The sequence below is a fragment of the Streptomyces sp. NPDC058257 genome, assembly GCF_042881845.1.
Classification (GTDB): Bacteria; Actinomycetota; Actinomycetes; order Streptomycetales; family Streptomycetaceae; genus Streptomyces.
On the sequence record NZ_JBHVXJ010000001.1, the window covers coordinates 874,117 to 887,857 of the forward strand.

Consider the following 13,741-nt stretch of genomic DNA (forward strand, 5'->3'; position numbering starts at 1 on the left):
CGGGAAGGCCATGTACGCATGGGCCCTCACAAGGGCCGGGAGGCCAGGGTGCGGCCGTCAGCCATCACGCAGCCCCCGACCCTACTCGGGCGGACGGAGTCGGGCACCCCCGAACGGGCCGTGGCGCCGGTCACCCGGAAGGCGCGGCAACAGGCCGTTTACGGGGCAACAATCCAGCCGCCTTCAGCCGTGGAGCCGGAAGGAGGCGACACCGCCCGTTCACCTCACGGCCCGCTGGGCGACGCCATACCTGCCAGGAACCCTTCACGGCAAGATCACAGAGTGCTCTCTGTCATTACTCGCCCGTAACACCGCCCATGGCAGTCCATGACAGATCCATGACAGAGAGGATCCCCTCCATGGCCAAGTCCCGCAGAAATCCGCCTTCTTACGGCCGACTCGCCCTCGTCGCCGCCGTCACGGCGCTTGCCGCGACCATCCCCCTGAGCTCCGGCGCCCTCGCGGCCACGGCACTTCCCGCCGTGGAGCCGCGCGCCGAGACCCCCTCCCTGCACGACGACGAAGCGGGCGGCGACGCCGACGCCGACGACCCGGCGATCTGGCGCAACCCCGCCGACCCGGACCGCAGTCTGGTCGTCGCGACCGCCAAGCAGGGTGGCCTTCGCGTATACGACCTCCACGCGCGCGAGGTGCAGTCCGTTCCGGCGCCCGCCGCACCGGAGCCCGATGACGCGCCCGGCCGTTTCAACAACGTCGACCTGGTGCACGGTCTGCGCCTGTCGTCGGGCCGCGCGGACCTGGCGGTGACCAGTGACCGCGGCAGCGACCGGCTGCGCGTCTACCGCATCGACCGGGACCGCGCGGGCGGCCCGCTCACCGACGTCACCGACCCGTCCGCGGCACCCGTCTTCTCGTCCTCGCAGGACGAGATCAACGAACAGCGCACCGCGTACGGTCTCGCGATGTGGACGGATCGGTCGACGGGCCGGTCCTACGCCCTGGTCAGCCAGCGGGAGCGGACCCGCGTCGCACTTCTCGAACTGACGCCGAAGAACGGCGGCACGGTCGGCTACCGCAAGGTCCGCACGCTCGACCTGCCCGCCGACTTCCGTCTGCCGGACGGCACTTCGTGGTCGCCGTGCGGTGAGCCGGACGAGCAGCCGCAGGTGGAGGGGATGGTCGTGGATCCGGCCAACGGCACGCTGTACGCGGGCCAGGAGGACGTCGGAATCTGGCGGCTGCGGGCGGATCTGACCGGCAAGCCGCAACTCGTCGACAAAGTCCGTGAGTTCGGCGTGCCGGGCACGTACGACGAATCGACCGAGGAGTGCGTCGCGGGCGCCGACCCCGGCTACGGCGGCAAGCACCTCACGGCCGATGTCGAGGGCCTGACGCTGCTGAACCAGGACGGCGGCGACGGCTACCTGCTGGCCTCCAGCCAGGGCGACAACACGTTCGCCGCCTACGACCGCGAGCTCTCGGAGCGCAACGAGTACGAGGGCGGCTTCCGCGTCACCGCCGCCTCCTCCGCGCTCGACGGCTCCGAGGAATGCGACGGCGCCGCGGTGCTCAACGAGCCGCTCGGCTCGGCGTACCCGCACGGACTGCTCGTCGTACAGGACGGTCACGACGCGCCCGGTGACCCCGAAAGGCCTTCCACGGACTTCAAGTTCGTGGATCTGGGTGACGTGCTCGACGCCGTCGACGACTGACATACGGGCAGGCGAGCGAGGAGGGTGGCGACCCCACGGGGGTCGCCACCCTCCTTGTCTCGATACAGACAACGCTTTCTTCAAGTTGAAATAGCTACCAATTAAAGCTGATTCGACCATGGCCTGAATTCCCACCACACGGAATGAGACGCTCCCTCCGCCGCCATGTGGCGCACTCGTCCGGCACATGACAATGGCACCCATCATCCGTCTTTGACTCGTTCCCATCGCCTCTTCCCCCTTGCACCGCTGACCCGGCCCGGAATCGGCACACCTGCCCCCTGTCCAAAAAGGAAGACGCCACCTGACATCTGAGGTACGTGTGAAACCTGTTGAGGTCACGCACAGTTGACGGCCCATCAGGTCTGCGTCACCATTTTTGGACAGACCATTGGAAGAGTCACCCACTAGAAACTTTTGGCTCTACGGTTCTCCACGTGGGGGGAACCACGAGGGGCATCACGATGGGCACGAGGGGGGATTCGCCGATCAAGACGGCGCTGCGCGAATACCGGGGAGTACGCGCCGTGCCGTAAACCAGCGGCTGTTCTTTCGAGGGAATCCGTGCGGTGACGGCCGAACGCCCGCCGCCGGCGCAGATGGTGCTGTCCGGTTCGACCAGCCGGATCCGTTCCATCGGAAATGAAGTCCTTACTGCTGCCTCAGGCAGGTTCAAAGACTCAGGATTCTGCGCAGGTTGCGTCCGCCCCACACATTCACGTTGGGCAACACAGGGACTTCACGAAGGAGACCCCCGTGACGGAATCTCGGCCGAACGACCCCGCTTCCGCAGGGAGCGGGCTACTGCTAGAAGCGTTTGACGCCCAACTGTTCCGGGAAACTTCCGAAACCGCACTTTCGAAGCTGGAGAAACACCTTTCCGATCTCTCCATCAGGGGCCTCGAACTGATCGACCCCGCGACGTTGTCGGCGGCGGCGAAAGCCCTGATGACGACGGAACGCGAGAAGATCGCGACGTTCGACGAGGAGAAGCTGGCAGGGATCATCGACCTGTACATCAGGACCGGAATCCAGGTGCACTCGCCCGGATACATGGGCCGTCAGTTCTCGGGCGTCGTACCGCTCGCCGGCGTCATCGACTTCGTCAGCTCGGTGGTCAACCAGCCGGCCTCGTTCTACGAGGCGGCCCAGTTGCCCAACGCGGTGGAGCGGATCATGGCCGATGAACTCAACCGGTTCATCGGCTGGGATCCCGCCCGGTTCACCATGGTGACCACGTCGGGCGGCTCCCTGGCCAACCTCACCGCGCTCCTGGCGGCCCGCAACCAGAAGCTGCCCGGCTACTGGTCGGAGGGCGGGTCCTCCTTGCGGGGCCAGCCGCGACCCGCCATCGCGGTGGGCGCCGACGTGCACTACAGCGTCGCGCGGGCGGCCGGTGTGATGGGCATCGGCGAGGCGCAGCTCGTGCGGCTGCCGCTGAACAGCCGGGGCCAGATCTGCATGGCGGACGCACGGCCCGCCCTGGAGGCGGCCGAGCGGCAGAACCTGAAGGTGTTCTGCCTCGTCGCGTCGGCAGGCAGCACGTCGGTGGGCGCCTTCGACCCCATCGACGAACTCGCGGAGCTGGCCGCGGAGAGGGATCTCTGGTTACACGTCGACGGCGCCCACGGAGCGAGTCTCCTGGTCTCTGACACTCTTCGCGAAAAGCTGCGGGGAATCGACAAGGCGGATTCCCTGACCTGGGACGCGCACAAAATGATGTTCGTTCCCGCGCCCTGCACGATGCTCTTCTACCGGGACAAGGAGGCGAGCCTCACCGCGTTCCGGCAGCAGGCCAGTTACGTGTTCGACGAGGAGCCGGACATATACACCGCCTACGACAGCGGCGGCAAGAACTTCGAGTGCACGAAGCGACCGATGATCATGACTCTGTGGTCGCTCTGGGCCATGTACGGGCCGGCCTTGTTCGCGGAGAAGATCGAGTATCTCTGCCAATTGACGGAGGAAGCATACGGGATCGTCAAGGCCGACCCCGACTTCGAGGCGGTGCACCGTCCGGAAGCGAACATCCTGTGCTTCCGATATCACCCGGCCGGGGTCAGGAAAGAGGACGTCCATCACCTCCAGATCGCCATACGCAACCGCGTGAAACTCCAGGGAAACTTCTTCATCTCCAAGGTGAACGTCGACGGGGTGGCCGCACTGCGCGTGGTCATGATGAACCATGAAATCACCGGCGAACACTTCCGGATGCTGATCTCGGAAATCAGAGGGACAGGCCACGACCTGCTCAGCAGCGAAGCGGGAGCAGAAACAGCTTAGAGGGGACGGATGTTGAGTACATCGCAAGTTCCACAGGCCACGCACGTTCCGCCGATCCCACCGGCGCCAGGCGGCGCCCGCGAACTGGCCAACTGGCTCATCCCGGAATGGGAGTTACTTCCGGAATCAATTGAAGCCGTAACGGCACTGCCTTCCTTCGCCGCGAAATTACGTGAATGCGAACGGGTGTGCCAGACACCGTACAGCGAGGTGTCGTACGAGGTGCAGGAAGCCGTCGTACTGCGTCGCCTACAGCAAATGGTGAACACGGCGATGCTCAACCCGCTCTGGCACGACCGGCTGCGCAACGCGGGCACCGTAAGCGCCCCCGAGACGTACGAGGCGTGGCAGCAGATTCCGCTGTCGGACAAGGACATCCAGCGCGACTTCTTCATGGAGTCACGCCCCGGCATGGTGGTGCCCCTGACCCACGGCGAGTTCGAGATCGTGGCCAGTGGCGGCACCAGCGGCGGCCGTCCGCTCGAAGTCGTCTACTCCCTGCGGGAGTTGAAGGACACGTACGAGATCGCCGGCCGCTTCATGGGCATGTACCAGCTCGCCGGACACCTCATGGGCACCGACCCCAAGTGGCTCTTCACCACGCTGGCCGACTACCAGATGTGGAGCAGCGGCACGATGGTGGGCGGTGTGCTGCAGCACGTGCCCGGCGTGAACTACGTCGGCGCGGGGCCCGTCACGGCCCCCGTCCTCGAGCACATGTTCTCCTACAAGGGCCCCAAGGCCCTGATGGGGATCTCCGCGGGCATCGGGATCCTGAGCGAGCTCGGCGTGGGCATGCGCAAGGAGTCCAGGGAGAGCTTCCGCGTCGCCCTGTACGGCAGCGGGGTGCTGTCGCAGCGCAAGCGGGTCGAGCTTCAGGCGCTCTACCCGAACCTGGCGATCCTCAGCTACTTCGCCGCCACCCAGGCGGAGACCATCGGCCTGCAGCTGGATGCCGCGTCGCCCTACTTGTCCGCGGTGCCCGGCCTGCACTTCATCGAGATCGTCGACGAGAACGGGCACTGGGTCCCCGAGGGCCAGGAGGGCGAGCTCGTCGTCACACGCCTGCACGCGCACGAGGCGCCGCTCCTGCGGCTCAAGCTCGGCGACCGGATGATCCGGCGGCCCAGGACCGAGGGCCCCGGCCTGAAGACCCAGCGGTTCGAGTTCGCGGGCCGCACCGGTGACGTGCTCCACATCAACGACAGCCAGTACTCCGCCGCCCGTGCCTACGAGGCTCTGCGCGACGAACTCAAGGCCGCCGAGGCGGTGGACCTGGACGCGGTGGCGCACGAGGTGCAGTTCGTGAATCACCGCGAGAGCAGGACCATCACGCTGCTCGCCTCGGTCGACGACGTACTCGCCGCGTCGTACCGGACGGACACGGTCCTCGGCCCCTACGGCGTCCAGCAGACGTTCGTGAACGCCCTGCCGCGCGCCCTCTCGCTTTTCAACCACGGGGAGGCGAACCCGGCGTCGATCGAGAAGACCGGATACAGCTTCCAGCTCAAGTTCGTGCCCCGCCTCTCGGCCGAGATCGAGCGGACGGCCGTCGGCAAGGTCCCGCTGGTGCGGGACCGGGGCTAGCGCCTACAGGAGGAGTGAGGATGAAGCCGCAAGTCAACATCATCGCGGTCGTCGACGTCATCGGAGCGCTCTCGGGCAGCACGCTGCTCAACGGCAACCTCTGCATGATGGACGACGGCGGGCACGACAGCGCCCATCAGGGGACGCCGGACCTGTGCACCGTGGTCAGGCCGGGACAGGTCGTCTCGTGGTCCGCCCTGGCCGTGGACCTGCAGACCCCGGTCGAGATCAAGAACATCTCGTTCGTGCCCGCGGACCAGAACAACGGCCGGAGCCAGGCCTCGGGCCAGGCTTCGGACCAGGGTGCGAGCCAAGCTTCGGGCCAGGGTGCGAGTCAGACGCAGGGCCAGACGCAGGGCCAGTACCAGGGCCAGTCCCAAAGCCGGCCTCAGAGTCAGTCCCAGAGCCAGCGCCACAGCCAGACCCACGGCCGGGCGCAGGGCACTCAGGGCGGCAACCACGTCGAGGGCGACAAGCTCGACCTCGACGTCTGGACAGGCGTGGTGCCCAACTGGCTGACGCCAGGAGTGGCCTATCAGTACCGCCTGGAACTCCAGATGTACGAGGGCGAGAACAGCGTCATGTACGTCGACACACCCGCGTTGATGTGCCAGCAGTAGCAGCCGGAGCGCGACGGCAAGGGCCGGGAATCAAGTAGCGGCGACGAAGGCGGAAACATGCCCCAACAATTGGCGATCATCGTGCTCGTGGACGTCGGCAATGCGCTGGAGTCCGAGTCACTCGAAGGCAACACCTATCTGTTCGACAACATGAAGCTGCAGGGCTCCACCAACCAGGGGACCGGCGAGCTCGTCACCGCGATCAACGGTTCCTACTGGAGGGACGGATCGCAGGCCAGTGAGCAGGTGCTCAACTGGCTTCCGTACAGCCTGGGTTCCATCCCGCCGACCGTGCCCCGCGGCTACGAGTCCGACCGGGCGCGGCAGACCGACGAGCAGGCCCTGGCCGATCTGCAGGACCTCGCGAGCAAGTCGTCGGTCGTGGGCAACGACCAGCAGGAGCAGCTGAGCCAGGTGCGCAAGACCGTCGGTGCCCGTGTCAAGACCTCGCGGCGCACGCGCGGCCGGCTGTCCGGGCAGAAGATCCTTGACGTCACCGGCAAGGTCCTCACCGAGGAGAACACGGCCGCGTACACCTACCCCGCTCCGGTGATCACCGACATCTACGGCGAGGCCGTCGACTCGAAGATCATGTATCCGGCGGAGTACGGCTCCCCCGACCTGGTCACCGACGGCTGGTACTGGTCCGCGACGGTCGACACCTCACGGCCCGGCACCTACTCGTACGTGATGCGGATCCAGCTGCACAAGCTCGTGGGCCTCAACGGCGAACTGCGCTGGGAGGCCGTCGACCTGGTCTGCCCATCGACCCTCAAGATCACTTCAGAGCCCCGGCGGAACGCCTTCACCAAGGCGGGCATGGGCATGCTGCCCATCCCTCCGGGGGCGGGTACGCGCCCCGGCACTTCCTGATCCCGCACGGACTTCAGCCAGAAGGAGGAACAGATGACCACCACGCCCAGGCGGCGGGAGGCAGGCGCCGCGAAGCGGCCCATCTCCATCACCGCCGTTGTGGACTGTGTGGGTGCCCTGGCAGCAGGCAACATGCAGGGCCACCTGTACATGTACGACACCGCCAAGTCCACGGGATCCACCGGCTTCGGCACCGAGGAACTGCAGACGCGCGCGAAGAAGGGCGACACGCTCCTGTGGAACGCGCTCGCGCTGGAGTGCGAGGCGTATGTCGCCATCGACGGCATCGAGATCGACAGCTCCGTCTGTATCCCGGAGCGGAAGGTCTACCCCGGCACCGACGTCGCCTACTGGACCGGCACGGTGAGGAGGGACGCGCCCCACGTCACGTACCAGATCTCGTTCAAGCTGGGCACGAGGGACGAATCGATCGCCACCACCCTGTCGTCGTCCCTCATCGGCTAGGACCGGGCATGACGGCGTACGCGAAGGAGGAGTGTTGACAAGCAGCGTGCAGGAGAAGTCGACCGGCGGCGTGCATCAGAAGCAGAACCCAGGACAGCTGAACTCGGTCCAGCTGAACATCGTGACGCTCATCAACATGGAGCGGGCGGCGGAGTCGGGCTCACTGAGCGACTCGATGTACATGATGGACAACAGCATCGGCGGCAAGGGGCAGGGCACGTCGTCCCTGGAAACGGTCTGCAAGCAGGGCCAGGTCCTGAACTGGATCGTGCGGCCGCTCGACATGGAGAAGCGCCCGGACGGCACCTGGCCCCCCATGCCGAAGATCAACAACATCACGTTCCTCGACACCGAACTGGGTGACGAGGAGGACGTGGCCGAGCGGAAGATCTTCACCGAGCTGAAGATCTACGGGATGCCGGACCGCATGCGGTCCCCGTACACGCCGGTCTACTACTACTGGGCCGGCACGGTCCTGAGCACCGCCAGGCCGGGCGTGCACAGGTACCGGCTCGTGATGGAGCTGGAGCAGGACCGCAAGAAGGAGAAGCTGTACCTGAACACGGCCATCCACCCGTCGATCCGGATCCTCGGGGTCTGACGGGCCGCGACCGCCAGGCCGGATATCGGTCTGGCGGTCATGCGGTACCGGGCGTAGAGAGGAAGGTTCACCCCAGGGACCCCAAGGAGGGCCGCCGTGGACAGGATCATCGGCAAGGGCACATTTCGGGACGCGTTCAAGAATCAGGTCATCGCCGTCTCCGCGCTGCCGAAGGGCACGGGGCGGCGGCTCGCGGAGGCCGCCAACGCGACAGCGGGGCCGTCCGATGCCGCACTGCGGACGAAGGCCGAGTTCAGCGCCCTGTACGACCTCCTGCTCGCCGAGCAGTCGGCCGCGTCCGGCCCCTCGGCGGACGGCAGCCTCGTGCTCCTCGGCGCGGACGGGCAGCTCACCGCGATCGGGCGGATCGTCGACGAGTTGCTCAACTCGGCCCTGAACAAGGCGGAGTTCTTCGCCCAGGACATGTATCAGGTCAAGGTCACCGGCTGGCCGCCCGGCGTTCTGACGGCCGACGAGGTGACGCAGGCACCGCAGGGCGCCCGGCTGACCCTGGCCAAGAGCGGAACCTCCGACGACACGCTGCTCGCGACTCCGTCGTTCTCGATGGTCAACAGCGGCAACCTGACGGCCCACGCACCCAAGCGGTCCTGGAAGATCGACTTCGAGATCGGCGAGAGCGAGGACCGGCTCTTCGGCATGGAGCGGGTCAACCTCAAGGCGATGTACAACGACCCGTCGCAGATGCGCGAGGCCGTCGCCTGGCGGCTCCTGGAGCGCGCGGGCATCCCGGCGGCGCAGCACACGTACGCGACGTTCTCGATCAACGACCGCTACATGGGGCTCTTCTCGGTCATCGAGCAGGTCGACAAGAAGTTCCTGAAGGACCACTTCGGCAAGAACTCCGAGGGCAACCTCTACAAGGCCTACTGCGGCGACGTCGGCTGCGCGACCCTGGAGCACCGCTCCGGCACGGACGGCGTCGACAGCGGCCGGCAGTACTTCACCGCGGGCAGCCTGGAGGACGACCGTACGTACCGCCTGAAGACGAACGAGGACGATCCTTCATCCAGTACGTACGACGACCTCGCCGCCCTCGTCCGGACGGTCAACGGTGTCCAACTCGCGGGCGGTGAGGGCCGTTTCGCGTCGGACGCGTTCCGCGACGCGGTGGAGCAGGTCCTCAACGTGCCCGCGTTCCTGCGCTGGGCGGGCGCCAACGTCCTCCTCGGCAGCTGGGACAACTACTTCGCCACACCGTCGAACTACTACCTCTACAACTCGGGGCGTCTGAGCGACCCGAAGGGGTTCATGGCCCGCCCGTACTTCACGTTCATCCCTTGGGACTACGACAACAGCTCGGGCATCGACTTCTTCTCGACGCAGTGGCAGTACACGGACCTGCTCGACTGGCCCGCGATGAGCCGAAACTACTGCCGGATCACGCACGCGCCGCACGAGGTGTCGCACCTGCCGCTGTTCACCAACCTGCTGCGGCACCACGACTTCTGCCAGTACTACCTCGACCACCTCGAATACCTCCTGGACACGGATTTCGGCCCCGAGCGGGTCGCCGCACTGCTCGGCGCGGAGGGCTCCGGGAAGACCGACGGCCTGTGGCAGCTCGTCTCGTCCGCCGCGTACGGCGAGTCCACGAGCCAGCACGGACAGCCCTTCACCGGGCGGCAGTTCACCAACGACGAGGTGTACCGCGCCGCGTACCGCCAGTGGGAGCTGAGCCGGGGCTCGCAGTTCACGCTCGGGATCTCGCACTACACGCGCATGCGCTACGACCACGCACGTCAGCAGCTTGCCGAGCTGCGCAAGACCTATCCGAACGGCGCCAGCGGGGCGGCGTTCCCGGCCGCGATGGAGGTACTGCCCTCATGACCGCACCCAAGAAGTCGGCGAAGGCCAAGGCCCTGGTCAACAGCAAGGCCAAGAGCAAGCCCAAGACCAAGTCCGACGCCAAGGTCGAGAAGGCGCGCGAGCTGCGGCTGGTCAAGGAAGCCAAGATCCAGGAGCTGATCGGCGACGGCGCGGGCAAGCGCCTGGAGGCGAGCGGTGTCCTCTACCGCGACGGCGCCTTCCTGATCGTCTGCGACAACCTGCCCTCCCTCATCCGGGTCAGCAGCGAGCTGTCGCCCAAGGCCCCGGAGAACGGCGTCCTCAGCCGCAAGAAGGCCGGTGACAAGGCCGGCGACAAGGGGAAGGCCAAGGGCAGTTCGGCCGCGAACAAAGGGTACGAGGATCTCGCCCACGACGAGGTGCACGACCGCTACTTCACGCTGAGCGAGGCCGAACGGGTCAAGCCCAAGGGCTATCGCGCCCGCGTCCAGGAGTACGACGCGAAGCTGCGCCCCGTCGGCTCCGCGGACCTCGACTTCGATCTGGCGGACGCCAACAAGGGCATGGAGGGCCTGGAGTGGGTCGACCGCTCGGGCACGGGCTATCTCCTCGCCCTGTGCGAGGGAAACCGCTGCGAGGGCGGCAAGAAGGGCAGGACGCCGGGCGGCGGCCGCATCCAGGTCTTCCGGCACGGCGGCAAGCGCTGGATCAACACGGGCACGATCCGGCTGCCCGAGTCGCTGCCCTTCGAGGACTACAGCAGTGTGTCCGTGCGCGACGACGGGCGGATCGCCGTCCTGTCGCAGGCGTCGTCCGCGCTGTGGGTGGGCCGCCTCTCCCCCAGGAAGTGGCAGGTGGTCGACGAGGGCACGGTGCACCGACTGCCCACCGACAGCAAGGGCCGCAGGGTCTACGGCAACCCGGAGGGCGTGTCCTGGGTCTCCTCCGACCACGTGGTGATCGTGTCCGACCGGGCGAAGAAGGGCCCGGGCAGCACGCGGTACCGCGCCAAGGACCAGTCGATCCACCTGTTCCTGATCCCGGGCGACAACAACCACTGAGCCGAGCCGCACAGCTGGGTCACTCGGCCGCCCACAGGCCCCTCACGTGACCGAGGTGGCGGGTCATCACCGCGCGTACGGCGTCCTCGTCACGGGCGAGCAGCGCGTCGAGGATCTCCAGGTGCTCCTCGGCCGAGGCCTCCAGACGGCCCGCGTCGACCAGTGCCTGGAGTCCGTACAGGCGTGAGCGCTTGCGCAGGTCGCCGACCACATCGACCAGGTGGTCGTTGCCGCAGAGCCTGAGCAGACCGAGGTGGAAGCGGACGTCGGCCTCCACGTACGCGATGAGGTCGCCGTCCGCCGCCGCGGTGACGATCTCCTGCGCGACGGGGCGCAGAGCCTCCAGCGCGGCGGGGTCCGCCGATGTGGCGAGCTCCGCCGTGGTGGGGATCTCGATCAGCGCGCGGATGTGCTTGTACTCGTCGAGCTGCTTCTCGGAGACCGCGGTGACCCGGAAGCCTTTGTTCGGCACCGTGTCGACGAGCCCCTCCTTGGCGAGGTCGAGCATGGCCTCGCGCACGGGTGTGGCGGAGACGCCGAAGCGCACGGCGAGGGTGGGGGCCGAGTAGACCTCGCCCGCGCGCAGTTCGCCCGCGATGAGCGCGGCACGGAGCGCGTCCGCTACCCGCTCTCGGTAGCTGCTGCGCGTCCCGCCCAGGCTCGGCAGGGCGGCAGGTGCGGCGGACGCGGCGGACGGAGCGCGGTTGCGCTGGGCGGCCATGAGGGTCGGTCCTCCAAGGTGCAATGTGCAATGTCACGTGCCGCGAGTATCCCAGCGAGAGCCCTAGAGGACGAACCCCGCGGGGAAGGGGTCGTCCGGGTCCAGGAGGTACTGCGCGGTGCCGGTCACCCAGGCGCGCCCGGTGAAGCTGGGCAGCACGGCGGGGATGCCCGCGACATCGGTGGTGCCGAGCAGCCGCCCGCTGAACTTCGTACCGATGAAGGACTCGTTGACGAACTCCGTGTCGAGCGGCAGCTCTCCGCGCGCGTGCAGCTGGGCCATGCGCGCGCTCGTTCCCGTGCCGCACGGCGAGCGGTCGAACCAGCCGGGGTGGATGGCCATCGCGTGCCGGGAGTAGCGGGCGGTGGCGCCGGGTGCGTAGAGGTGGACGTGGTGGCAGCCGCGGATGGAGGGGTCCTGCGGGTGGACCGGCTCGTCCTCGGCGTTGATCGCCTCCATCAGCGAGAGGCCCGCCGCGAGGATCTCGTCCTTGCGGTCGCGCTCGAAGGGGAGGCCGAACTGGTCCAGGGGCAGGATCGCGTAGAAGTTGCCGCCGTAGGCCAGGTCGTACGTCACCGAACGGCCGTCGGGCAGGGTGATCTTGCGGTCGATGCCGACGGAGAAGGACGGCACGTTCCGCAGCGTCACCGCCTTCGCCGCGCCGCCCTCGACGGCGACTTCGGCGACCACGAGGCCTGCCGGGGTGTCAAGGCGGATCGTGGTGACCGGCTCGACGACCTCGACCATGCCGCTCTCCACGAGCACGGTGGCGACGCCGATGGTGCCGTGCCCGCACATCGGCAGATAGCCGGAGACCTCGATGTAGATCACGCCGTAGTCGCAGTCGGGCCGGGTGGGCGGCTGGAGGATCGCGCCGCTCATCGCCGCGTGGCCGCGTGGTTCGTTCATCAGGAGCTGCTTGATGTCGTCGCGGTGCTCGCGGAAGTGGAGCCTGCGCTCGTTCATCGTCGCGCCCGGGACGGTGCCGATGCCGCCGGTGATCACCCGCGTCGGCATGCCCTCGGTGTGCGAGTCGACCGCGTGCAGGACCAGTTTGCTGCGCATGTGCGGTGCCTTTCGTACAGGTACGGATGCGGGGGCGGGGTGTGTCGGGGGAGCTAGGCGAGTCCGGCGGCGATGGCGTGTTCGGAGGCGGTGCGCACCGCCTCCTCCTGCTCGGGCAGCAGTGGCACCCGTGGGGGGCGGCAGGGGCCGCCGTGGCGTCCCGCGATGTCCATGGACAACTTGATGGCCTGGACGAACTCGGGCTTGGAGTCCCAGCGGAGCAGCGGGTGCAGCCGGCGGTAGAGCTTGCCCGCCGTGCCCAGGTCGCCCGTCACGGCGGCGCGGTAGAGCTCGACGCACGCGGCGGGCAGCATGTTCGGGTACCCGGCGATCCACCCCTTGGCTCCCGCGACGGCGAGTTCGAGCAGTACGTCGTCGGCTCCCACCAACAGGTCGAGTTCTGGGGCGAGTTCAGCGATGCGGTAGGCGCGGCGCACGTCTCCGGAGAACTCCTTGACGGCGTGTATGTACCCCTCGGCGTGTAGTTTCGCGAGGAGCTCCGGCACCAGGTCGACCTTGGTGTCGACGGGGTTGTTGTACGCCACGACCGGGAGGCCCGCCTCGGCCACCTCCGCGTAGTGCGCGAGCACCGAGCGCTCGTCGGCGCGGTAGGCGTTGGGCGGAAGGAGCATGACGGACGCGCAGCCCGCGTCCTTGGCCTGCTCGGCCCAGCGGCGGGCCTCGGCGGAGCCGTAGGCGGCGACGCCGGGCATCACGCGCTGCCCGCCGACCGCCGTGACGGCGCTCTCCACGACCTTGGCGCGCTCCTCGGGGGTGAGCACCTGGTACTCGCCCAGCGATCCGTTGGGTACGACTCCGTCGCAGCCGTTCTCGACGAGCCAGGCGCAGTGCTCGGCGAACCGGCCGTAGTCGACGGAGAGGTCGTCGTTCAGCGGGAGCGCGGTGGCGACGAGGACGCCGTGCCAGGGGCGGGAGCGTTCGGCGGGCGCGTTCATGGGCGTGGTCCCTTCGTTGCGGTGCGGGGA

General features: G+C 67.6%; 12 protein-coding genes. 9 read left to right on the plus strand and 3 right to left on the minus strand.

Annotated features, from left to right (window positions below; translation table 11 throughout):
* Positions 1-359: 359 nt before the first annotated feature.
* From ACFVXC_RS03800 to ACFVXC_RS03840, 9 genes are all read left to right on the plus strand, one after another.
* A complete protein-coding gene (locus ACFVXC_RS03800; protein WP_389901572.1) occupies positions 360-1,673 on the plus strand; it encodes a phytase in 1,314 nt (437 codons plus the stop codon).
* 756 nt (positions 1,674-2,429) lie between these two features.
* A complete protein-coding gene (locus ACFVXC_RS03805; protein WP_389901098.1) occupies positions 2,430-3,956 on the plus strand; it encodes a pyridoxal phosphate-dependent decarboxylase family protein in 1,527 nt (508 codons plus the stop codon).
* A gap of 186 nt (positions 3,957-4,142) precedes the next feature.
* On the plus strand, positions 4,143-5,543 hold the full coding sequence (locus tag ACFVXC_RS03810; RefSeq protein WP_389901100.1) for a hypothetical protein: 1,401 nt from the start codon (positions 4,143-4,145) through the stop codon (positions 5,541-5,543).
* 20 nt (positions 5,544-5,563) lie between these two features.
* Positions 5,564-6,163, plus strand: a complete 600-nt coding sequence (locus ACFVXC_RS03815; RefSeq protein WP_389901102.1) for a hypothetical protein — start codon at positions 5,564-5,566, stop codon at positions 6,161-6,163.
* A 57-nt stretch (positions 6,164-6,220) separates the two neighbouring features.
* Positions 6,221-7,036 (plus strand): hypothetical protein, encoded by an 816-nt coding sequence (locus ACFVXC_RS03820; protein WP_389901103.1) that lies wholly within the window; start codon positions 6,221-6,223, stop codon positions 7,034-7,036.
* Positions 7,037-7,069: 33 nt separating this feature from the next.
* Positions 7,070-7,501 carry a hypothetical protein gene (locus ACFVXC_RS03825; RefSeq protein ID WP_389901105.1) on the plus strand — a complete coding sequence of 144 codons (432 nt, stop codon included), beginning with the start codon at positions 7,070-7,072 and terminating at the stop codon, positions 7,499-7,501.
* A gap of 34 nt (positions 7,502-7,535) precedes the next feature.
* On the plus strand, positions 7,536-8,102 hold the full coding sequence (locus ACFVXC_RS03830; RefSeq protein ID WP_389901107.1) for a hypothetical protein: 567 nt from the start codon (positions 7,536-7,538) through the stop codon (positions 8,100-8,102).
* Positions 8,103-8,198: 96 nt separating this feature from the next.
* Positions 8,199-9,950, plus strand: coding sequence for a CotH kinase family protein (locus ACFVXC_RS03835; protein WP_389901108.1), 1,752 nt, complete (start codon positions 8,199-8,201; stop codon positions 9,948-9,950).
* Positions 9,947-10,969, plus strand: a complete 1,023-nt coding sequence (locus ACFVXC_RS03840) for a hypothetical protein (protein WP_389901109.1) — start codon at positions 9,947-9,949, stop codon at positions 10,967-10,969. Before ACFVXC_RS03835 ends, ACFVXC_RS03840 begins: the two co-directional genes overlap by 4 nt.
* A gap of 19 nt (positions 10,970-10,988) precedes the next feature.
* Here ACFVXC_RS03840 and ACFVXC_RS03845 read toward each other — a convergent pair whose 3' ends face one another.
* From ACFVXC_RS03845 to ACFVXC_RS03855, 3 genes are all read right to left on the minus strand, one after another.
* The gene (locus tag ACFVXC_RS03845) at positions 10,989-11,690 is read right to left on the minus strand and encodes a GntR family transcriptional regulator (protein WP_389901111.1); all 702 of its coding nucleotides are present in this window, start codon (positions 11,688-11,690) and stop codon (positions 10,989-10,991) included.
* Between the two features lie 63 nt (positions 11,691-11,753).
* Positions 11,754-12,755, minus strand: coding sequence for a proline racemase family protein (locus tag ACFVXC_RS03850; protein ID WP_389901113.1), 1,002 nt, complete (start codon positions 12,753-12,755; stop codon positions 11,754-11,756).
* Positions 12,756-12,808: 53 nt separating this feature from the next.
* Positions 12,809-13,711: a dihydrodipicolinate synthase family protein gene (locus ACFVXC_RS03855; RefSeq protein WP_389901115.1), complete on the minus strand. Its 903-nt coding sequence runs from the start codon at positions 13,709-13,711 to the stop codon at positions 12,809-12,811.
* Positions 13,712-13,741 lie beyond the last annotated feature (30 nt).

Excerpts from the sequence above, each read along its gene's own strand:
- ACFVXC_RS03800 (WP_389901572.1), top strand. The coding sequence starts at position 360 with ATGGCCAAGTCCCGCAGAAATCCGCCTTCTTACGGCCGACTCGCCCTC.
- ACFVXC_RS03815 (WP_389901102.1), top strand. The coding sequence starts at position 5,564 with ATGAAGCCGCAAGTCAACATCATCGCGGTCGTCGACGTCATCGGAGCG.
- ACFVXC_RS03820 (WP_389901103.1), top strand. The coding sequence starts at position 6,221 with ATGCCCCAACAATTGGCGATCATCGTGCTCGTGGACGTCGGCAATGCG.
- ACFVXC_RS03825 (WP_389901105.1), top strand. The coding sequence starts at position 7,070 with ATGACCACCACGCCCAGGCGGCGGGAGGCAGGCGCCGCGAAGCGGCCC.
- ACFVXC_RS03840 (WP_389901109.1), top strand. The coding sequence starts at position 9,947 with ATGACCGCACCCAAGAAGTCGGCGAAGGCCAAGGCCCTGGTCAACAGC.
- ACFVXC_RS03845 (WP_389901111.1), bottom strand. The coding sequence starts at position 11,690 with ATGGCCGCCCAGCGCAACCGCGCTCCGTCCGCCGCGTCCGCCGCACCT.
- ACFVXC_RS03850 (WP_389901113.1), bottom strand. The coding sequence starts at position 12,755 with ATGCGCAGCAAACTGGTCCTGCACGCGGTCGACTCGCACACCGAGGGC.
- ACFVXC_RS03855 (WP_389901115.1), bottom strand. The coding sequence starts at position 13,711 with ATGAACGCGCCCGCCGAACGCTCCCGCCCCTGGCACGGCGTCCTCGTC.